The organism is Chitinophaga niastensis (genome assembly GCF_003014755.1).
Lineage (GTDB): Bacteria > Bacteroidota > Bacteroidia > Chitinophagales > Chitinophagaceae > Chitinophaga > Chitinophaga niastensis.
The window spans coordinates 408,823-430,928 of sequence record NZ_PYAW01000002.1; the positions used below are offsets into that span (position 1 = coordinate 408,823).

A 22,106-nucleotide genomic window follows, 5' to 3' on the forward strand; every position below is an offset into this window, starting at 1 on the left:
ATCAAATAAAAAAGGATCGCAAATAATTGCGATCCCGTTTCTGTTCTTAAAGTAATCTCACGTCAAAAAAATTATTGCTTGCCAGCATCTTGTTGAACGTCTTTTTTATCGTGTTGCAGATCTTTTTTATCGTGCTGTAAATCCTTTACATCATGTTGTTTGTCTTTTCTTTCCCGGTTCAACTGGCGTTTATCCTGTTGAACGTCTTTATTGTCGCGGTTCCTGTCTTTTCTATCTGCGCTTAGATCTTTATTATCATGATTCAGATCTTTTCTATCGTGATTAATATCCTTGCGATCATTTTTCAGATCTGCCTTGTCTTTTGCCAGGTCTGCTTTATCACCGTTCTTTATGTCTTTTGCGATGTCTTGTTTGTCTTTTGATACGTCGCTGTAGTCATGATGAAGATCTTTACGATCGTTGTTGGCATCTTTTTTATCATGATTGATGTCGTTGTTATCTTTTTTTACATCGTTGCGATCCTGCTGAATATCTTTTTTGGTGTTGTTTATCTTCCCGTTGTCGTGTTGGATATCTTTACGATCATGCTGAATGTCTTTACGATCATGGTGAATGTCTGCACGGTCGTGTTTGACGTGTTGCTGGGCGTTAGCAGATAATGAAGAAAGGCCTAAAACGATGACGGGTAGAAGGATAGTTGTAAGTTTCATGTGCTCGTTGTTTTATTATATGATAAATAAATTGTTTGTAATGAATAGACGGGCGAAGAGAATATTTGTTTAATGGGGATAATTAAAAAGTAATTAAAACCTATTTTTGGGTTTGTAAAACGTACCGGATTTCATGAAACAACTGATTCTTCCAGTTATTATAGTATTGGCTTTGCTGGCTGCCTGTAAAAAGAACAGTGATAGTTCTATCCCTGTTACCCAATCGAACTTTATGTTCTTTAATGCTGTGCCGGGCAATGCGCAATTTAATATATTGCTGGATTCGTTACCAGTAGCCACTAACGTGGGTTATGGCGTTGGAACCGGCTATAAACAGTTCAGGGCACAGAATTATAACCTTTATATATATGATACCCGTACTCCCAATAACCTGATGTATGGTGGGCAGATCAATCTGCGTAATAAACGTTTTTATTCTGCTTACTTGGGTGCAGACAGCACCGGATTACAACTGGCGCTGAGGATAACAGAAGATGACCTGTCATCTCCGGGAGCAGGTACGGCCAAATTCAGGGTAGTGGACCTCAGTCAGGCTTTTACCCCTAACAGATCGGTGTTGGGCATCGATGTATATTCTGATACTTTTCCACGCTTTTTCAGGGGGATTACTTTCACTGCCTTAACGCCATTTGCGACTGTATATGGGGACAGCAATTATACCAAGCTGAATTTTAGATGGACAGATTCTACAAAAGTGCTGCAGCAGTATCATCTTTCCACACAAGCCGGGAAGGTGTATACCCTTGTTACCACCCGTTATCCGCTGGATTCTCTTAACTTTAAGATATTCACTATACAACATAATTGATGCCGGCTGGCATCATAAAAGAGCTAACGTATATACATTTACGTTAGCTCTTTTTTATGTAAATAAATAATTAGCATGTTATTATGAAGGGAATGTTGTTGTAGAAAGGGAAGAAATAATATTAGTTAAAACCGAGCTAAAAATCATAAATCAAATTTGAAAATCCGCTAAAAACCTTATTTTAGCCCTTCCATTTTTAAAATGTACTAAAAGGAGCAATCCACCTATTAAACATGCGCACTCGTAAACAATTCGTGACAAAAGGATTATTAGCAGTATCAGCAGCCGCTTTATTTATGTCTTGCCAGGGAAATAAAGCTGGTAGCAGCACACCTGCCACCACTCCCACAGCTACCAATAGTACCCCGGCTGCAGCCAGTTTCAAAATTGCTTACGTAGACCTGGATTCACTGGAAGCGCATTTTGAGTATTTTAAAGAGAAAAGAGGACTGCTGGAACAGAAACAGCAGCAGATGGACAATCAGCTGAAAGGCAAGGCCCGTGCATTACAGGCTGAATACGAAGATCTGCAACGTAAAGCATCTACGCTTACACAGGAGCAGGGTGAAGTAGCTCAACGTAGCCTGATGACCAAACAGCAACAGCTGGAACAGGAAGCTCAGAACCTGCGTGCTTCTTATACTGAGCAGGAAACTAAATTTAATGAAGAGCTACAGAAAAAGCTGGATGATTTCCTGAAATCTTTCAATGCTGACAAACGTTTTGCCTTTATATTCTCTTACCGTAGTGCTGCCAGCAACATCCTTTATAAGGATCCTGCTTATGATGTAACTGCGGAAGTTACTAAGGGTATGAATGAGAAAGGTGGGGTGTCGGCTAAATAAGCATATAAACCTTGAAATTTTTTTCTACCTTATAGTCCCGGTTCCATTTGTGAGCCGGGATTTTTTATAAATAATAATATGGATATCAACCAACCTAAATCGTTCAAACCCAGCCTGGGTTTGCTGGACGCCACCATGATAGTAGCCGGTTCCATGATTGGCTCCGGGATTTTTATTGTAACCGCTGAAATTGCGCGTAGTGTGGGCGGCGCAGGCTGGATCACAGCTATGTGGGTGCTCGCAGGCATCGTTACACTGATTGCCGCACTCAGTTACGGAGAATTGTCCGGTATGTTTCCCAAAGCCGGCGGGCAATATGTATATCTCCGGGAGGCTTACAATCCTTTTATCGCATTTTTATTTGGCTGGACGCAGTTCGGTGTTATCCAAACGGGTACCATTGCGGCAGTGGCAGTGGCTTTTGCCAAATTCACTGCCTATCTTATACCGGCTTTCAGTGAAAAAAATATATTGCTGGATGCGGGTATTGTACAGATTTCTGCGGCACAGATAGTAGCCATCATTTCTATTGTATTACTAACGTTAATCAATACACGTGGTGTACAGCATGGTAAGGTGATACAAACGGTGTTTACGCTGGCCAAGCTGTTGTCTTTATTCGGCCTGATTATTTTCGGGTTTTTACTGGGTGCAAAACAGGAGATCTGGCATGCCAACTGGCAACATGCCTGGGATGCTTCTGCTGTAAATATGGTGAATGGAGAGGTGATTACCTCCGCATTGGCGGGATTGGCACTATTTGGCGCCATAGCGGTATCTATGAAGGGGTCATTGTTTTCCAGTGATGCCTGGAACAATGTTACTTTCATTGCCGGCGAAATCAAGAACCCTGCAAAGAATATCGGTCGTTCTCTTTTCCTGGGTACCCTGATTGTGACCATCATTTATGTGAGCTGTAACCTGATGTACCTGGCTGTACTGCCTTTACACGACATTGCCTTTGCGGCAAATGACAGGGTAGGTGTGGCGGCTGCGGCAAAGATCTTTGGGGCTTCCGGCGCCTATATTATTGCAGTGATGATCATGATCTCCACTTTTGGCTGTAATAACGGCCTGATCTTATCCGGTGCACGTATTTATTACACGATGGCAGAAGATAAGTTGTTCTTCAAAAAAGCAGGGGAGCTGAACAAAAACAGCGTGCCTGCTTATGGTTTATGGATACAATGCGCCTGGGCGTCTATGTTATGTTTAACGGGCAGGTATAACGACTTGCTGGCACTGGTGATATTTGGGGTGTTGATATTTTATGTGCTCACCATTCTGGGGATTTTCATCTTAAGAAAAAAACGTCCGGAGATAGAAAGGCCTTACAAAGCCTTTGGTTATCCTGTATTGCCAATGATTTACATTATTGTGGCATTGTCGCTGGCAACACTGCTCCTGATCTTTGAAAGTAACTATACATTACCTGGTTTGGGCATCATTTTACTGGGTATTCCGCTGTACTATATTGCTATGGCGAGGCAGCCGAAGGCATAGTTCAGCTAAAACGGACAAAAAAATCGACGAATTCACACAAACGTTGTATAAAAAAACGGGGCCACTGCAATCTATACTGCAGTGGCCCCGCTTAATTTGCATCAAGACATCCGAACATACACAAGTGAAATTTGACCCTGATTTTTTAGAAAACCCGTTTAATATTTGAGTAGTATAACACAAGGATATTTGTCAACTTAGCCAAGGAATTAATACGTTACTATAGCGGTAAGAGACCGCATTTGTTTACGAATATTAAAGTCTGTGATCCGGCTGTAATTTGTGACTAGAAATACTTTGTCAGCGATTAAAAAATTTTAGAAACCCTCAAAACGTTTAGCCATTCAAGTGAGTTATATAATTCTACAATTCAAGCAATCAATTACCAATAAAAATATTATTGCCAACATATGATGTTATGATTACATCATTTTATAGAGTATAAAATCATCAGGTGGTAAACCTTGACGGCATCTCAACCCCAAGATAACCATTACAAGCCTACACGATTTGCATTCTCGAACATTCACATGACAATCTTTTACAATAAGCGTATGGTTTCCACCATGCGCTTCTTTGTTTTAATACATGAGAGATTTTTACTTTATTGATATGGGTTTACTTATTTTTGCGCCATGTTTACACAACTGTGCAATAAGATATTTAATCAGAGTATCCTGGATTACCACCGGGAAAATGATGTGCATCAGGCCATCTCCAATCCTTATGAGAAAAGCAGCATAGCGCATTTGCTATTCCTGAAAAACTGGATAGACACGGTGCAGTGGCACCTGGAGGATATTATCCGGGATCCTAAAATTGATCCTATGGAAGCATTGGGTATTAAGCGTTGGATAGACCGCTCCAACCAGGAACGTACGGATGTGGTGGAATATATTGACAGCTATTTTCTGGAAAAATATAATACAGTAAAGCCTTCGGCAGATGTCAGTATTAATACCGAAAGTCCTGCCTGGGCCATAGATCGTTTATCTATCCTTGCGCTGAAGATTTTCCACATGCAGGAAGAAGCAACACGTGCGGACGCTACCCCGGAGCATCGGGCGGCCTGTCAGCTTAAACTGAACATTTTACTGGAACAGCAAAAAGACCTGAGCACTGCTATAGAAACGCTGCTGGCCGATATTGCAGCCGGTAAAAAAGTGATGAAAGTATATAAGCAGATGAAGATGTATAATGATCCTTCTTTGAATCCTGTTTTATACAAGGGCGAAAAATAAACCTGCAATCATTGGGCACAACTAAAACTATACTGGCTACAAGATTGTCTGCCATGGGCGATGTAGCCATGACGATACCTGTGATGAAACAGGTGTTGGAAGATAACCCGGATGTGGAGATTGTTTTTGTGACCAACAAAAACTGGGGAGCCTTATGTGCAGGTATTCCGCGGCTGACGTTCTTCCCGGCAGATATAAAGGGCGTTCATAAAGGCGTAAAGGGATTATACGGTTTGTTCCGGGCTATCAAAAAAGCGCATAATATCGATGCTGTAGCCGATTTGCACGATGTATTAAGATCAAAGATACTACGTACATTTTTCCGTTTAAGTGGTACACCGGTGGCTTCCATAGATAAGGGCCGGGCAGGGAAGAAGGCGTTGACCCGCAAGGAGAACAAGATAATGCAGCCGCTTACCAGTACTATTGAGCGTTATGCTATCGTATTCCGGCAATTGGGGCTTCATTGCAAAATGGGCCATAAAGCCGTTTTTCAGCCTCAACCTTTGCACGATTCCATCATTGCTGTTACTGGTCTTAAAGAGGGGAGAAAGTGGATAGGATTGGCTCCTTTTGCTACTTACCGCGAAAAGATGTACCCTTTGGAAAAGATCACTATCGTGCTGGAGATGCTGGTAGCACAGCCGGGTCAGCAGGTGTTGCTTTTTGGTGGGGGCCATCAGGAAGTAGCATTGCTTGCCATGCTGGCAGCCAAATATCCATCTGCCATCATGGTGGCAGGACGTTTTTCCCTGTCGGATGAAATGGCGATCATTAGTCAGCTGGATGTCATGATTAGCATGGATTCCGCCAATATGCACCTGGCATCGCTGTTTGGTGTGCCGGTGGTATCCGTTTGGGGCGCTACACACCCTTTTGCCGGTTTTATGGGTTATGCACAGTTGCCGGAAAATGCTGTACAGATCGGGGATCTGACTTGCAGGCCTTGCTCTGTATTTGGCAATAAGCCCTGTTTCAGAGGGGATCATGCCTGTATGGAGTGGATAAAACCGGAGCAGATAGTAACAAAGGTAAAAGGAGCACTTTAATAATATCCTTATCTGACAAGGGTTTACAGAGATATTTGAAAAATATTGCAACTTTTTTTTGCAGGAATAAAAAAAGTTATACTTTTGCCATCCCAAACAACAAGGGTATTGCCCAATAGTATAATGGTAGTACGACAGATTTTGGTTCTGTTTGTCTAGGTTCGAATCCTGGTTGGGCAACCAGAGAGGAGAAGATCTTAAAGGTCTTCTCCTTTTTTATTTTCCCGTCAATTGCTTTTCAGTTTTGTCTGCTGAACAATATTGAATTTGTTACCTACATTCAGCCTTGTTAATAATATAAGATGATTTTTTTGGAAAGCCATTACAAAAGACGCTATCGTCAGTTGTATTTGTATTATTTGAAATAGATAGTTAATTTACTGGTTGAAGAGAAGCATAATCCATTATTAGAATGCGTAGATCCCTATTAATACTTTGTACAGTACTGTGTTGTTTAACCCATAGTCGTTTATTTAGCCAGGCCAGTTTTACAGCACCGGATACAGTATGTGTGAATACACCGGTTCCCATTAACAATACATCTGTTGGTGGTTCTTCTTTTTTTTGGAATTTTTGTTCAGGCGGTCTGTATAATCCGCCACAGGTCACTAATTTGGGTAATGTAGGTGGTTTAATGAGTCTTCCGGTATTTTTAGTTACTGCCAAAGAAGGAGGTAATTATTATGCATTTTTCACTAACAATACAGGTAACCTGGTAAGACTTACTTTTGGCAATAACCTGTTGAATATGCCAACCGCGGAGGATCTGGGAACTTTTAACGGAATGTTATCAAATACTACAGAAGGTTTGCAGTTAGTAAAGGACGTAAATGGATGGCATTTAATAGTAGTAGGTGGAAATGACCCCAGCACCGCCCGTATTGTAAGGATAGATTTTGGTGCTTCGTTATCAAATCCTGCGACAGGATCTATAAATTGGGGGAACATCGGTAATCTGGACTACCCTGTTGATTTGTATGTTACACAGGAAAACAATCAATGGTATGGATTTACGGTTAATTACTATAACAATACCATTACCCGTTTTGATTTTGGTGCCTCATTCAGTAACCCACCTATTGCTACAAATCTGGGTAATCTTGGTAATCTGAATCATCCCACCGGAATATTTGCTTTACAGGAAAAAGGTAATTGGCATATTTTCATCACGAATGAGTCTTCCAGTACTATATCCAGACTTGATTTAGGTAATTCACTCGCAAATACTCCTACAGGTGTAAACCTGGGTAATCCAGGCGGCGCTTTGAACGGGCCAAGAGATTTATGTCTGATACATGATTGCGGAAATATATTCGGGCTGGTAGCAAACGGTTCTTCTAATGATTTGGCAAGGATAGATTTTAAAGATGGTATTACGAGTGTAGTACCGGGGTTATCCGGTACTACACTGGCGACAGGAGGAGGGTTGAATTTTCCACATTCTATTTCCACTATCTTCAGAGAAGGCAATAGTTTGTATGCTTTTATTACCAATGTCCGCAACAATACTTTATCCAGGCTCGTATTTAGTAATTGTAATAATGCCAGCCTGCCTTCCTCTAATCAGCAACAACCGCCGGTTTTTTCATATAACCAACCTGGTAAATACACTATTAATTTGTTGATGAATGAATTATTGATGACAGAAAGCGCTTTTTGTAAAAATGTAGTAGTGCTACCTCTGCCAAAAGTAGATCTGGGGGCTGATACAACCATTTGCAATGGGGTAAGCTTAGCATTGGATGCCGGGCCGGGTTTCAATTCGTATAAATGGAGCAGTAACGCAACAACACAAAAAATTACAGTTAATCAATCAGGCACCTATGCCGTGGAAGTAAGTAATGGAGGCTGCACTGCTACTGACGCTATACAGGTGAATGTAACCACGCTGGTGCAAGATCCTGTTATTACAGATATTGATTGTAATCATTCCCTGGGTAAAATTGAGTTGAATACCAGTGGTGGAACCCAACCTTATCATTATTATCTGAATGGAACAAGTCAGGGCACCAATAATGTTTATGATAAACTACCGGCTGGTAGCTATGCATGGAAAGTACAGGATCAATCCGGCTGTGAGTTGTCTGATGCGCTGACAGTGAAGGTAGATAAAGACAAGATGATTAATACATCGGCCATTACAACACCTCCTACTTGTAATGGTTTGCAGGATGGTATCATTGATGTGCAGGTGCAGAAAGGAGTACCCCCTTTTGAATTTGCGCTTAAAGGACAACCTTATCAAACAACATCCACCTTTAGCAATCTTCCTTCAGGTACTTATACTGTTTATACACGTAATGCAGTTTGTTTAGATAGTTTGTTACTAAAACTGATAGCCCCATCAGTAATGGATATGCAAATAACGAAAGAAGATGAGTTATGTAGCCGCATGGATGGCAAGGTGTCAGTAACGGTTACAGGTGGTAAGCCTCCATATAATTTTTACTGGAATAATATTTTAGCACCATCTTCAACGTTTGAAAAGTTGGGAGCGGGTTCATATGATCTGAAAATTGTAGATGTCAATGGCTGTAATATAGGAACAGCACTTACTATCAGCAATCTTACGCTACCACCTGTTAGAATATTAAATAATGATGTCACTATTAATATCGGTGAAACATTACAGCTAACAGCCATTAATGCTCCGGATTATTTATGGACACCATCAGAAGGGTTAAGCTGTATAAATTGCGCAAATCCTCTTGCAAAGCCTTTACAGCCTACCTCTTATATTGTTACCACTATTACTGGTAAGAATTGTATCAAATCAGATACAATAAATATCAAACTATCTTATGATCAATCTTTATACGTGCCGAATGCTTTTACGCCCAACAACGATGGGAGAAACGATGTGTTCAGAGCAAAAGTGAAAGGAGTGGCTACATATAAATTATTGATTTTTAACCGCTGGGGTGAACTGCTTTTTGAAACAAATGATATGGCAACAGGCTGGGACGGGCGCTTTAAAGGTCAGGTGCAGCCATTTGGGACTTATGTTTATCTCATTAAGTACGCTTATTTTGGTAAAGAAGAACAGGTGTTCCAACAAAAAGGAACGTTTATGCTTTTAAATTAGCATTTTAATACTCACCCAAAGAACAAAACGAGTCTGTCCCTGTTAATTTTATACATAATTTTGTCACCATGAATAAAACGGAAGAACAGCTGATAGACTGGATAAAAAAATCATTGCAGCCCATGGGTGAAGTTACCAGTCATGCTATGATGGATGGAAAAACACTTTATTGCGATGGTATCCTGTTTGCCTTTTTAGATAAAGGCGTTATCTGGTTTAAATCAGATGATGAGAGTGACCTGGTATGGGATGCTGCCGGTAGCGATTCATTGACATCTACCCGTAAAGATGGAACAGTGATACATCAGCATTACCGCAGTGCACCGGAAGATGTGTATGAAGATGCAAAGGCTATGCGTAAATGGGCCAAACAAGGTATAGCAGCCGGCAGACGTGCAACAGGTAAATAAATTTATATATACCATCCGGTTGATACTGCTTACAGTATCAACCGGATCTTTTAATTATCGTATAACGGAGAAGGCTATACGTGTTTACTGCTCTCCGGGAAAAGTTGTCTATTGTATGCAGGAATGGAATAGCTTTGCAGCTTTGTCATGGTAAAAATTAACGAGTCATGAACTTTTACACACGGAAATGGGTAAAGCCGGAGGATCTGAATGCACACGGGACTTTATTTGGCGGCAGTTTACTCCGCTGGATCGATGAAGAAGCTGCTATTTATACTATCATTCAGTTGGGTACCAACCGGTGTGTAACGAAGTATATGTCTGAAATAAATTTTATCAACTCTGCCCGCCAGGGCGATATTGTGGAACTGGGAATAAAGGCCATTCAATTTGGCAGAACCTCACTTACATTGGCTTGCGAAGTAAGAAACAAGATCACACATAAAAGCATTCTTACGATAGACAGGATTGTATTTGTATGTGTAGATGAACATGGTAAGCCTGCAGCACATGGTAAAACAGCTATCACTTATACAGATGAACGTTTAAGAGAGGAATAGCCCTATATTCAACCCACCGAACATACTAAAGAGCAGAGCGCTTTCCGGTGCATTGGTAGGCGCTACTTTATACCAGGCAAAAGGTGATAAGGCGTGGCGTGGTGCTTTGATAGGTACGCTGGCAGCTGTTGCTGCTACCTACACATTTTTTTATTTGCGTAAGGATGTAGGCAAAAGATATAAGGTGAAAGATGCAGCTGTAGGTGGTATGGAGGATGCCATGGCTATTGGTATTGCAGCCGGTTCGGTGAAATAGTTATCATTATCAGTATGCTGATGTAGTTCATCAGGGCTGTGTAAACAGCTTATTCTACTGCTGTTTCGAAGTTTTTTTAAACAGTAGTTGTTTTGTTTTAAAAAAAAACTACATTTGCATCCCGTTAAACAATGCCTAATAGTATAATGGTAGTACGACAGATTTTGGTTCTGTTTGTCTAGGTTCGAATCCTGGTTGGGCAACACCAGAAAGGAGAAGATCTTCAAAGATCTTCTCCTTTTTTATATCCTGAAAAATCTCAAATATCCTTGCCCCGCAGTTATTTTTTCTCCTCATGATATTCCTGTTCCGTATTAATAGACCAGATATTTGATTTGGTAACAATGCCATTGGAAATATTATCCACGGCCACCATGGCGGTGAGCATGGAGTGATCAGAGTTGTTGTATTTGTGCATGCCATTGCGGCCTACCAGGAAAAGATTTTCGAAGGAATCGATATAATTTCTTACTTCATCGAAGCGGTTATAGGTGCCGAAATAAGCGGGATAGGTTTTTTCCATTCTCAGTACAGTAGCGTCCAGTACATCTTCCTGGCGGGCAAGACCAATTTTACAGAGTTCGTGTATAGCTGTTTGTCTGATTTCTTCATCAGACAGTTCCCAGAAATCATCTCCTTTATTGCAGAAGTATTCCATACCTACCCAGGTAGTGTCGGGATCCTTTACCATATAGGGACTCCAGTTATTGAACAATTGTAGCCGGCCTACTTTTACATCTTTTTCCTGGATATAGATCCAGGTATCTTTTAGTGCGAGCGGTTTTTGTTCGCCTGTTTTTTTATCTTCAAAACTGAGATTTTTTAGTAAGATACCGATGGTGATGAAGTCGCGGTATTGCAGTCCTGCTGCTACTTCCCGTACATCTGCGGGGATATCTGCATCCATGCCGGCAATTAATTCCTGCACAGGCATTGTGGAAAAGAAAAAATCTCCTTCCAGCAGGATTGTTTCGCCGGTAGTGCGATCCAGCGCTTCAATAGCGGTAATGAGATTGCCGGCAGTGTGGATCTTTTTTACATCATGCTGCATCAGGATGGTAGCGCCTTTGTCGGTTACCTGGTGGGCTACTTCTTCCCAAAGCTGACCAGGCCCGTGTTTGGGATAAAGGAACTGTTCAATGAGACTTGTTTCTACATTTTTTTGTGAGAGATTTTTCGGCCTGCCTGCTTCCCAGGTAGATTTTATTGCGTGTGCAATAGCTTTACCGATAGATATTCCTTTGATACGTTGGGCGCCCCATTCCGCAGAAATAGATTTGCAGGAAACACCCCATACTTTTTCTGTATAGTCTTTGAAGAAGAGGTTATACAGGGTTTTACCGAAGCGGTTGACCATAAAATCTTCCAGTGTATTTTCTTCTTTTCTTGGGAATAGTTGTGCCTGGAGATAAGAGAACATGATACTAACGGTAGTGGGTATACCGAGTTTCCGGAGTGTATCAATAGATAGTTGAATGGGGTAAGTAAAAAATTTATGCAGGAAGTAGATGCGGGACAGGCGTTTCCTTACAAGCATGACCAGATCGGGATTCCGGGCTACCAGTGTATCCGTATCAGTGTTGCTGCGGGATGCTTTTACCTCCCGTGTTTTTTGTTGGTAACTGATAGAGAATATTTCTGCTGCTTCTTTATCCAGCGGCATCATGTTCATCCACCATTCCATTACGCGGTCGGATTTGGAGAAGAACCGGTGTCCGCCAATATCAATGCGGTTACCTTTGTAGTTAACTGTTTTTGATATGCCCCCGATGTCGGTGCTTTTTTCCAGTATCAGCGGGATGATAGAGGTGCGTTGGAGTAACTCATAGGCGGCGGTCAGACCCGCAGGGCCGGCGCCAATGATAATAGCTTTCTTTTGCATGAGAAGAATGAGGTTGTTGAAGAAAAGATTTTTTTGAGGTGTAACCCGGAGGGTCACGTTCGATCAATACAATTGTCTGAAATGATGTAGCGGAGTGGAGTTCCCCGCATCCGGGAATGGTGGAAATTACTAGGCGTTGGCATATCGTAATGGTTTATGACAGGTTATCCCGGCAATGAGACCACCTGTTTTGAGGGTATTGCTGATCAGTGGGTTAGCAGCATACGGTGAAGACTGCCTGCACTATACAAGTATAAAGGATACTACTGAAATGGGACGTCAGCAGAAGGGAGTATTAAGCAGGGTGAAATTCCTCAGAATTTCCATTTGTAGTAGTATACCGGGGTGTTTTCACCTTCACTGATAGTAACATATCCGTCATTATCCGGTGTAATAGTGATGCCTTCTCCCTGTTTTTCGATTACGTAAGGTAATTCCTTTGCAGGCTTAGCCATGGCTTGTTCTACACTTTCGTTATTGTTGCGGTGCCAGTAATAAACGGTTGTTAGCGTTTTGATCACAATATGATGACCATCTTTAGAAATATCTCCCGCTGTAACCCAGGTGTAAGGTAGTTTGATGAGTTTCTCCAGGATTGTTTCATCGCCATCTTTAAAAAACAACCGATCGGTTTTATACAAACTTACCTGTCGTTCTCTTTTGCTGATGATATATATCTGTTTGCTGATAGGATCTATCATCAGCGATTCTGCGTCGCGTGCACCGTTAGGGAAGGAGAGGGTTAGTATATCGGGTGTGATGTGCACTTTCTCTGCCGGCATTTTTTCCGGCTCTGCAAAACGATAGATGCGTATATGTTTCCGGATGCCGTAGTTGTCGCCTATATCTCCAACATAAACATAATATTTACCTTTTACGGGGCCTATGCCTTCTGCAATGTCTTCCCAGTCGCGGTTGCTCACGCCATCGAGTTTAATGGTGCTGATTAATGCTGCTTTGCTATTGATTAGAAATACTTCCGGTTTATTGCCGCTATCATTATGCGTCCAGTAGCATCCACGCAGTGTAGTGCTGGAAGCGATTCCTGAGGCTTCTGTGAGCTTATCTGATACTACGTTGCCCAGCAGCTGCGGTTTGGGCGATTGCGCCAAAGAAGGGGCTGTAAAGAGAAAAAAGATGCTGATGAGTAGAATGAGCGCACGCATAGCTTGTAATTTACAGAAAAGTGCGGCGCTACAGGTGCTCTGATGGCCTTTTTTGATTTTTTTTGCTAAAACTCTTGTTTGTTTCGTAAAATGTTATAATTTCGCGGTCCTGATTTAACAATGCCTGATAGTATAACGGTAGTACGACAGACTCTGACTCTGTTTGTCTTGGTTCGAATCCAGGTCAGGCAACTTTGAATGAAACTCGCTCTGGTAGCGAGTTTTTCTTTTTTACTCCCTCTCCATTTTGACTGATTTTCGAAAAAGTTTTCGAAAAAGTTATAAGATAGACAGAGCGGTGGTCCACAACCACTCGTTGTATGCACGAATTACCAATGGGTGCTCGCGGTCTGAAATAACTGTATTTCCTCCTGACTGGAATGACCCAGGTGTATTTAAAAATGTTACCTGGTATATTAGCTTTATTAATTTTTCAGGAAATCAAAAAAATCATTATATTCCAATCGTTAATCGTTAATCCGAGTTTTCCTATATTCTCTTATGGTTAGCTTATGGAAACTTCCCGAGAGTAACATCATTCAATTGATAATTATTATTGACCTCTAATGATGTCGAGTATGCAGAAGAAATTAATTGTGTTTACTGCAATTCTTGCAGTTTGTGTAATTACCTTTTACGCTTGTAAAAAACAAGAATCCCCACCACAGAAAACGGATTTGATAACAGAAGCCAAAAAATATTTTGATAATAATGTGGTAAATCAACAAAAAACACTGGGTGCCATTGAAAGTAATGGATTTTCACTAGATAAGAAAACAGATTGGAATAGCCCTAATATTGAGAAGGTCCAGTCTTACGAACTGGTTAAAGTACCATTGTTGTTTCCACATAAAATTTACTACTCCACAGATGGTGGTAAAACGAAGAAAACATTTATTTCTCAGTCTTTCTTATCCATGTTTAAAAATACTGCCGGAAAAATGGTAGCTGAGGTAGTCTATAAGATACCATCAGGTAAATCCATGGCAGGTCGATTTGATGGAAGAATTTTGGTTACTGATTGGAATGGAAATATTAAACGGAGTTATATCTACAACAATGGGATTTCGACAAGATCCCAAACATCTGTAAGTATTCGAAAGACAGGGGTAAAAACAGAAGGTTTTTCCTGTACAGATACGGATTTCTACCAGGATGTTTATTATGGTGGGGAATATCAAGGGACCACCTACTTATATACAAAAACTGAATGTGCTTTGGATATGTCGGGCGGTGGTGCCAGTGGTGGTGGTGGTGGAACTGATGGTACAGGTGGTGATGGCCCCGATTATAGTGGTGGAGGTGGTGGAGGTGGTGGTGCTAGTGGCAACTACAGCGTTAAGGACATTAATGATAAATTTAAGACGCCTTGTTTTAGTTCTACGCTTGCTGAGGTGCGAAATGATGCATTACAAAATACAGTAAGTAAAATACTTAATAATATATTTGGAAGTTCAGATAAACTAAATTTAGATTTTGTTGAAGCAAATTTAAAACCTGGAGAAGATGGCGAAACTGATGGGGGAAGTGTTTCAGGAGATTATAGGAATTTAACGATAACTCTCAATACAACTGATTTAAAGAATTCATCTAAAGAATATGTAGCAGCAACAATTTTGCACGAGGTGATTCACGGTTACTTTAGAGCTGTAAACGAAAATAAACTACTTGATCATAATGACATGGGTCTATTCTATATTGATAAAATGGCCGCCGGGATAAAAGAAGTCTACCCTACAATCTCAAATGACGATGCTACTGCATTAGCTTGGGGAGGCGTGCATGAATCTTATGCATGGTCTGAATTAGTGAGAAAAGATCCTGCAGCCGCTAAAAAAATACTTGATACCAATACTAAATATAAAGCAGGGACATCTGGTATAAAATGTAATTAACAATAAATTATTAGCAATGAAAGGATATATCTTTTTAATATTTTTTGCCTGTTTATTTAGCAATAGGCTGTCTGCCCAGAGTAATGAATCCTATAAGCAAGAATTTGATTCATTAACCAAAAAAGTAGTACATAATATAAATTTTTCAAGAGAATTGAGGGAAGAATGCAAATCTTCCTCCATTTCGTTTATAATCTCTTTCAATAAAAAAGGGAAGAAAAAAGATATTATCTTTTCAAAAAATTTCCCAGTCGATTTAAAAAATGATATCATAAATAAGGTATGGGTTTTTGAGTCCATTAAGTGGGAGAGATTCTTTCCAGTAGTAAAGAATAATAGCTATTACTCTATTCTCATCCCGGTTGTTTATTATTTTGATGTTGATTGTATGGAGAAAATAAGATCTGAAGAATTTGCTAATATTATAAATGACGGATTGACCTTTGATAGCTATCCTCTTAATCACTTATTTCTTCTAAAACCTTTAATTATTCGAATCGGGAAGCCTATACGATAATTAATTTTAATGTGGGTTTAGATACTTTACTTACAAATATAATTGGTAGGAGACTGTATTATCTCCTCCCAATTATATTTATAAGTATCTTCTTTTTCTTGCCATCTATATTTTAATTTCATCCAGTAGTTCCTTCAACCTTAATAATCTTATATAAATCGGGTCATGAATGGTAGCAGATTTTGGCTTTTTTATTTCTTTTCCTCTAAAGGCATATTCCCCTGATGAAATGCTATTTTATTTTACATAACTGCCATATACTTTAAGTGCATACACATTCGCTAATGCCTTATCAGCAGTGGGTGTAAGGGTAATACGAATCCATCTTCCCATTACTTTGTTATTATCAACGGAACATGGATATAACACCTGTTTGTTATTCCTTTTATCTGCAAACACTTGCCAGTTCACATTGTCGTTGGAATACTCCAGTATATAACTGCAGGCCTTATCCGAAAAATTTGTGAACGTTTCACAGCGGGTGATCCGGCAATTTCGTCCAAGATCTACTTTCAACCACGGTGGGGTATCAGCATTTGCGGCAGACCACCTGGAGAGTGAGTTGCCGTCAAAAGCATTCACGGCTTCTAATCCTACTAATTCAGAGGAAGCAGTGGCTGATTTCCAATCAGACAATAACTGACCTTTTATTGGGGTGTATTTAATACTTGTATTGTCGAATTTGGCGTAATTAAAGCCAGCAACAAATCCTGCTGCTCCCAATAAATAAGTATTGTCCCGGACATCAGCTACCTGTTGATTATCAATGAATGCCTGTATGGAACCATCTTTACATATAAGTTTGAGACGATGCCAGGTACTGGCATCTATATTGCCATGGGCCAGCGTATCTGTTTTTGTCAGCAATTTCCATGTTCCATCTTTATAGATGTTCAGTCTGTACCCCAGTGGAATTTTGGCTTGTGAAGATTTATCATAAGATGCTCTTGCAATAATGCCGGCATATCCTGTTCCGTTAAAAGCATTTTCTTCTACTATTACATCAGCAGATACTTCACCGTTTTCCCATTCAGTATGCTGTGCAACATAGGTAAATGCGCATTCATTCGGTATCCAGGGAGTGATATCATTTCTGAGTACCTGTCTCAGGCACTTATTCCCGTCCGGGCCCTGGTAAATTTCAAAGGCGCCGGAGTTATCGTAGAAATAATTGGGCGACATCGGAGCGCGATCCAGGGCATATTTTTCAAAATCGTCTGTGTATGATGTGGGGAAGGCTGCTTCCTGCGGTATGGTATGTACGCCCTTTTGCTGACCGGTAGTAGTAGTGATGGAATAAATGCTTTCGGCCTCCAGTGGTAAGGTAAATAAACCATTCACCGGTTTGATATCCGCCTGTTTTATAAACTGATTTTTGCTATCAGATTTCCACACATGCAATATTCCTTTGGAGAGGTCGGATACCTTGAAGGTGAGTGTTTGTGGAACATGGCCGCTTACGGCTACAATGCTGTAATCGCCCTGGGTACCCGGACTTTTATAAGTGCAATAAGCGCCATTTCCGGGTAATAATCCGCAGCCGCTGTCGAGGAACTGCCATCCTGGTTGCACAAACTGGTTGAAATGCGCCACGGCCCATACTGTAGGCCATACCTCATAATAACCGGACCATGGAGTAACACCTTTCATGATGCCTACGCTGGAAAAGCAGACGTTATCGGGCATGGAGGCAATGGGACACCACATATTTACTTTTACTATTTTTTGCCTGATATAACACTTCAATATGTTTTTAGCGAGATAGGTAGTGTTTTTCCAGGAATTTCCCCCTAAGGAAAAATCTTCTCCTGACCATAAGGGTAAGCCGCAATTAAAAGCATTTTCACCGGCCGGAGAGGTACCTTCCCGCCACATATAAGAATCCGGGTAATGATAACTCACAGCGCCAAGTGCTTTTGTTAATGCCGGATCCTTCATCAACTGGTCACATATGGCCCATGATTCTCCAGCTCCTTCCGGCGCAACGATTTTCATATGTGATAAACCATTTTTGTCCAGAAGGGGGCGTAATGTGTTTACTATCCAATCCCTGTTGTATTCACGTTCATTCCAGCAACCACCAATATATTTCATATTCAATCCCCAATGCTTCGCACCTGCTATAAATTTAAGAAGGTACGCAGCGTTATCAGCAGACCATAAGCCATTGAACCATCCTGGCATCGTCCATTCCAGGGCATCCAGTTCAATAGCTGGGTTTCTTTTTGCCGCTTCTTTCATCAGCCAGTACTCATAACCCCTGTTATAATTAGGGGTTGCCATTTCCTCCCTTGTCCTTGCAAAGCTGGGCTCAGCACCACAGGTAGAATTTCCATCTCCGCCAATTTCTGTTTTGAGATAAGTAAACCCTGCACCAAATTTGGGTGTAAACAAATAGTCCAGGATATCGTTCCTGTAACGTTCCGGGTAATCGATGAGCATCCTGGAAGAGGCGCCTGCACTAACGGCACCTATACCTTCAAATATGCGACCCGCATCCTTCCCGTTGATTGGGATGGTGTCGGTGCATGTAATTTTTATTGCGTTTATACTGTAAGTCTTTATCGCGATTGTGTGGAACAGACAGCATACTATCATTAGCCTTTTAAACATAGGTACAAAATAAGGTTTCTATTATCCTGTACTGTGTGATAATTTACCGATGTATAATGCTATTTGAATAGATGGCAGACATAAATGACGCCTGATCAGATCAGGTTATCTTGCAGCTGATAACAGATGACTGTGTAATTAAGCGCCCGGAATTGCTACATTAGCGTAATTATATTCGTCTTTTATAATTCATTTCAGCATTGGATAAACTCACCGATTTCATTACTTACTATTGCGAATTATCAACCGAATTGCTGGAAAGCGTTCAACAGAAATTTGTGTTCCGGACCGTGGCGGCAGATACCATATTGCTGAAGAAAGGACAAGTATGTGGTGAGCTGGCCATTAACCTACACGGTGCTTTCCGCTTATTTGCATTAGATGAAAGCGGCAAGGATACCACTACCTGGCTGGCTTTTGAAGATACGCTGGTGATAGAACCTGCCAGTTTTCTTACCCGGCAACCTTCCCGGTATTATATACAGGCACTGGAGAAAAGTGAGATGGCCATCATTAAGCATGAGGATTTGCAGCAGTTATATACAGCTATTCCGGGATTTCAGGCCTTTGGCCGTAAGCTGATGGAAGAAGTACTGGTAGGTATCATGTGCAGGGCCACCTCTCTCTTGCTGGATACACCGCAGCAACGATATGATCGTTTACTGGAGAGCCCTATGTATATGCAACGGGTACCACTTAAATACCTGGCCTCCTTTATCGGTATTACGCCTACTTCTCTTAGCCGGTTGCGCGGCCGTAAACGTTTATAAAATTGTATTAATTGTCTTAGGGCAATTAATGGAAGCCTGTTGTGGGTGAGATTTGTATCACAAAACATTTCTCATATGCAACATACAAAAATTGCGCTCATCACTGGTGCTAACCGGGGATTAGGATTAGAAACAGCCAGACAATTATTACAGAAAGGTATACAGGTGATTGTATCATCCCGTGATGCTGATAAAGGACAGGAAGCTGTCCGTCAATTACAACAGGAAGGTTTAACACCTGTATTTCTGCCGTTGGATATCAGTGATGCCAGGCAAGTGGAAAACGCTCACGACTGGATTGCGGCAAAGTATGGTCAACTGGATATCCTCATAAATAATGCGGCTATTACCGGTGAAAGGGCCGGTAGAATATCCAATACTTTATTGGATACAGATGTTCAGCAGTTCAAAAATATTTTCGATGTGAACGTCTGGGGCACTATCCAATTAACACAAGCCCTGCTGCCTTTATTGCGGAAGAGCGCTCAGGGCCGCATCATTAACCTGAGTAGCGAATTAGGTAGTCTGCAATTACATGCTGACAGTAATTCTCCATTATACCATATTAAAAAGTTTGGTTACAATAGTTCCAAAACAATGGTTAACCTGTTTACTATTTATTTGCAGGAAGCTTTACAAGACACCAACATAACAGCAAATGTGATCAGCCCGGGTTGGGTGAAAACAGACATGGGCACACAACATGCGTACCTGGAAGTACCTGAAGGTGCCGCTATTATTACCAGAACAGCATTAGAAGAAGTACCTGTTGGCAGCTTTTTTACACATGATAATAAACTGATTCCGTGGTAGCTTTCTGCCAGTATAAGGCTGGTACTCAAAAGCGAAAACAATGTATATATTGTTTTCGCTTTTGAGTATGTAGTATATATTTTATACACTCCCCATAAAAAGATTACTTATTTTGTTGCGAATGATAGCAACATTAACGCAACACGCTGCGGAAGCCGCACCCATCAAAACTATAACGACCTGTATCTATGTCTTATGAAGAAGACAACTGTATTCATTGGGAGCGCCTGAGAAGTGGCGACAAACAGGCGTTTTTTGCACTGTATAATAATACCTATGCGCATCTGCTGAGATTTGGATTGAAAATATGTGGCAATGATGAACTGGTGAAAGATTGTATCACGCAGCTGTTTTTGCAGCTGTGGAGCAAACAGCAAACCCTGCGACCAGTAAGTAATGTGCAGGCCTATTTATTTACCGCCCTGAAAAGGCACCTGATTGACCAGCTAACCTACCAGTCGAAAATTCATGCAGCTGTTAACAGGATGACCGATGAAGCGTCGGAACGTGAGTTGTCTTATGAAGAAATCATCATCCAGGTGCAGCAGGATGAAGAATTGAAGCAACGGCTTCACCGGGCTATGAAAGCGCTGACACCCCGGCAAACCGAACTTATACGGTTGAAATTTTTTGAGGGACTGACCTACGAACAAATTGCAGCGCAAACCTCTCAAAGCATGAAGACGGCCTATAACACCGTTTATGACGCCATCAAAACACTACGAAGGCTGCTAAAATAATATCTCCCCAAAAAAAATTTCAGGATCTCTTAGGAAATGTGCCCGTTTATGCTGTCTGTATACTAAAGGCGCTATCTACATGAACTTTCAGGATTACGAAGCGGTTGATTTTGCATGTGATGAATCTTTCCAGCGCTATTGCCTGGAAGAAGATGATGCAGCTATATTGTTTTGGGAAGACTGGATCAGCCAGTATCCTGGAAAAAAAGCGGTTATACAGGAAGCCAGGCATATGGTGGAGCTGTTGTCTGCAAAGCAGGGCAACCGCCTGGAACAGCTACGGCATCTGAAAGATGGAATAGCGCAATATGATCTGTTGCAGCATGCTTTGGTAGCTGCACCCGAAAATGAAACCATCTCTCTCCGGCGTGTATTGCCGTATGCAGCTATATTGGCGGGTATAGTACTGCTGGCAACAACTGCCTATCTCTTCTACCAAAAGCAGTTACCACATAGTGCGGATCGTATGCTGATCAGCGCAGGCAATGAACTTCGGAAAACGGTGGTGCTGCCGGACGGATCATCCATTATACTGCGTAAAAACAGTACAGTGGAGCTGGCAGCAGGATTTAACCAGGTTAACAGGGACCTTACGTTAACAGGAGAAGCTTTTTTTGATGTAACACATGATGCGCAGCACCCGTTTATGGTGCATACCGCTCTGGTGGATATAAAAGTATTGGGAACTGTTTTTAACGTGAGCGCCTATACGGGCAACGGGCAAATGGAAACGGCTTTATTCAAAGGGAAGGTGGAAGTGGCCTGGAAGGCAATGCCGGAGCGGAAAATTACGTTGCAACCCAATCAGAAACTAATTATCAATGCTGCTACTGTACAAGCCCCGACGGCAGCAGGAGCACAAACATATAAAGTAATGCCGCTGGATGCCGACCCGGTGGATCATAAAGCCAAAGAGATAGCGTGGGTGCGTAACCGGTTGGAAATTGAAAATGAACCACTGGTAGAAATAGCTGCCAAACTGGAGAAGTGGTATGGTATCCCTGTAACGTTTGCGGATGATGAGGTGAAAAATTACCGGTATTCCGGCACATTTGAAAGTGAAACAATCATGAAAGCACTGGATGCATTGCAACTGTCTTATCCTTTCAGCTTCAGGATGGTAAACGGTGTTATTATCATCAGTAAGTAATCTGTGTAAAGAAAAATAAAAGATCATCAACCAGAATAAAAAAGGGAAGTGCTGTGAACACTTCCCTGCAATTAGGCTAGGAAATGTCCTGAATGAATCATTAACTAAACC

Annotated in this window: 19 protein-coding genes and 3 tRNA genes; 18 read left to right on the forward strand and 4 right to left on the reverse strand. The window is 41.3% G+C overall.

Features of this window, described 5'->3' with window-relative positions:
- Window positions 1-71: 71 nt before the first annotated feature.
- Window positions 72-671 (reverse strand): hypothetical protein, encoded by a 600-nt coding sequence (locus CLV51_RS10295; protein WP_106527949.1) that lies wholly within the window; start codon window positions 669-671, stop codon window positions 72-74.
- A 133-nt stretch (window positions 672-804) separates the two neighbouring features.
- Here CLV51_RS10295 and CLV51_RS10300 point away from each other — a divergent pair, with 133 nt between their 5' ends.
- The 11 genes from CLV51_RS10300 to CLV51_RS10350 all read left to right on the forward strand — a co-directional run bounded on the left by CLV51_RS10300 (window position 805) and on the right by CLV51_RS10350 (window position 10,652).
- Window positions 805-1,500 carry a DUF4397 domain-containing protein gene (locus tag CLV51_RS10300; protein ID WP_106527950.1) on the forward strand — a complete coding sequence of 232 codons (696 nt, stop codon included), beginning with the start codon at window positions 805-807 and terminating at the stop codon, window positions 1,498-1,500.
- Between the two features lie 233 nt (window positions 1,501-1,733).
- Window positions 1,734-2,345 (forward strand): OmpH/Skp family outer membrane protein, encoded by a 612-nt coding sequence (locus CLV51_RS10305; RefSeq protein WP_106527951.1) that lies wholly within the window; start codon window positions 1,734-1,736, stop codon window positions 2,343-2,345.
- A 78-nt stretch (window positions 2,346-2,423) separates the two neighbouring features.
- On the forward strand, window positions 2,424-3,848 hold the full coding sequence (locus CLV51_RS10310; RefSeq protein ID WP_106527952.1) for an APC family permease: 1,425 nt from the start codon (window positions 2,424-2,426) through the stop codon (window positions 3,846-3,848).
- A 635-nt stretch (window positions 3,849-4,483) separates the two neighbouring features.
- The gene (locus CLV51_RS10315) at window positions 4,484-5,089 is read left to right on the forward strand and encodes a DUF4254 domain-containing protein (RefSeq protein ID WP_106527953.1); all 606 of its coding nucleotides are present in this window, start codon (window positions 4,484-4,486) and stop codon (window positions 5,087-5,089) included.
- An 11-nt stretch (window positions 5,090-5,100) separates the two neighbouring features.
- Window positions 5,101-6,138 (forward strand): glycosyltransferase family 9 protein, encoded by a 1,038-nt coding sequence (locus tag CLV51_RS10320; RefSeq protein WP_211301981.1) that lies wholly within the window; start codon window positions 5,101-5,103, stop codon window positions 6,136-6,138.
- Between the two features lie 109 nt (window positions 6,139-6,247).
- A tRNA-Gln gene (locus CLV51_RS10325) sits at window positions 6,248-6,321 on the forward strand.
- A gap of 229 nt (window positions 6,322-6,550) precedes the next feature.
- Window positions 6,551-9,223, forward strand: a complete 2,673-nt coding sequence (locus tag CLV51_RS10330; protein WP_106527955.1) for a T9SS type B sorting domain-containing protein — start codon at window positions 6,551-6,553, stop codon at window positions 9,221-9,223.
- 68 nt (window positions 9,224-9,291) lie between these two features.
- Entirely contained in the window at window positions 9,292-9,633 is a 342-nt protein-coding gene (locus CLV51_RS10335; protein WP_106527956.1) for a TfoX/Sxy family protein, read from the forward strand.
- Window positions 9,634-9,800: 167 nt separating this feature from the next.
- Window positions 9,801-10,193 (forward strand): acyl-CoA thioesterase, encoded by a 393-nt coding sequence (locus CLV51_RS10340; RefSeq protein ID WP_106527957.1) that lies wholly within the window; start codon window positions 9,801-9,803, stop codon window positions 10,191-10,193.
- 52 nt (window positions 10,194-10,245) lie between these two features.
- Complete coding sequence (locus CLV51_RS10345) at window positions 10,246-10,449, forward strand: hypothetical protein (RefSeq protein WP_106527958.1); 204 nt, start codon at window positions 10,246-10,248, stop codon at window positions 10,447-10,449.
- Between the two features lie 132 nt (window positions 10,450-10,581).
- Window positions 10,582-10,652: transfer RNA gene (locus tag CLV51_RS10350), tRNA-Gln, on the forward strand.
- A 77-nt stretch (window positions 10,653-10,729) separates the two neighbouring features.
- Here CLV51_RS10350 and CLV51_RS10355 read toward each other — a convergent pair.
- Together CLV51_RS10355 and CLV51_RS10360 are read right to left on the reverse strand one after the other, a co-directional pair.
- Window positions 10,730-12,331 (reverse strand): NAD(P)/FAD-dependent oxidoreductase, encoded by a 1,602-nt coding sequence (locus CLV51_RS10355; RefSeq protein ID WP_106527959.1) that lies wholly within the window; start codon window positions 12,329-12,331, stop codon window positions 10,730-10,732.
- A 314-nt stretch (window positions 12,332-12,645) separates the two neighbouring features.
- Window positions 12,646-13,497, reverse strand: a complete 852-nt coding sequence (locus tag CLV51_RS10360) for a hypothetical protein (RefSeq protein ID WP_106527960.1) — start codon at window positions 13,495-13,497, stop codon at window positions 12,646-12,648.
- A gap of 121 nt (window positions 13,498-13,618) precedes the next feature.
- Between CLV51_RS10360 and CLV51_RS10365 the strand changes: the two genes are divergently transcribed.
- The 3 genes from CLV51_RS10365 to CLV51_RS10375 all read left to right on the forward strand — a co-directional run bounded on the left by CLV51_RS10365 (window position 13,619) and on the right by CLV51_RS10375 (window position 15,909).
- Window positions 13,619-13,689 (forward strand) — tRNA-Gln (locus tag CLV51_RS10365).
- A gap of 386 nt (window positions 13,690-14,075) precedes the next feature.
- Complete coding sequence (locus CLV51_RS29085; RefSeq protein WP_106527961.1) at window positions 14,076-15,392, forward strand: hypothetical protein; 1,317 nt, start codon at window positions 14,076-14,078, stop codon at window positions 15,390-15,392.
- A 16-nt stretch (window positions 15,393-15,408) separates the two neighbouring features.
- Window positions 15,409-15,909 carry a hypothetical protein gene (locus tag CLV51_RS10375; protein WP_106527962.1) on the forward strand — a complete coding sequence of 167 codons (501 nt, stop codon included), beginning with the start codon at window positions 15,409-15,411 and terminating at the stop codon, window positions 15,907-15,909.
- A 237-nt stretch (window positions 15,910-16,146) separates the two neighbouring features.
- On the opposite strand, the gene CLV51_RS10380 is transcribed toward CLV51_RS10375, so the two are convergent.
- On the reverse strand, window positions 16,147-18,522 hold the full coding sequence (locus tag CLV51_RS10380) for a discoidin domain-containing protein (RefSeq protein WP_106527963.1): 2,376 nt from the start codon (window positions 18,520-18,522) through the stop codon (window positions 16,147-16,149).
- A gap of 200 nt (window positions 18,523-18,722) precedes the next feature.
- Here CLV51_RS10380 and CLV51_RS10385 point away from each other — a divergent pair, with 200 nt between their 5' ends.
- The 4 genes from CLV51_RS10385 to CLV51_RS10400 all read left to right on the forward strand — a co-directional run bounded on the left by CLV51_RS10385 (window position 18,723) and on the right by CLV51_RS10400 (window position 21,995).
- On the forward strand, window positions 18,723-19,292 hold the full coding sequence (locus tag CLV51_RS10385) for a Crp/Fnr family transcriptional regulator (RefSeq protein WP_158266969.1): 570 nt from the start codon (window positions 18,723-18,725) through the stop codon (window positions 19,290-19,292).
- Window positions 19,293-19,367: 75 nt separating this feature from the next.
- Window positions 19,368-20,105, forward strand: a complete 738-nt coding sequence (locus CLV51_RS10390) for an SDR family oxidoreductase (protein ID WP_106527965.1) — start codon at window positions 19,368-19,370, stop codon at window positions 20,103-20,105.
- 188 nt (window positions 20,106-20,293) lie between these two features.
- The gene (locus tag CLV51_RS10395; RefSeq protein ID WP_106527966.1) at window positions 20,294-20,845 is read left to right on the forward strand and encodes an RNA polymerase sigma factor; all 552 of its coding nucleotides are present in this window, start codon (window positions 20,294-20,296) and stop codon (window positions 20,843-20,845) included.
- Window positions 20,846-20,924: 79 nt separating this feature from the next.
- Window positions 20,925-21,995, forward strand: coding sequence for a FecR family protein (locus CLV51_RS10400; protein ID WP_106527967.1), 1,071 nt, complete (start codon window positions 20,925-20,927; stop codon window positions 21,993-21,995).
- Window positions 21,996-22,106: the final 111 nt, after the last annotated feature.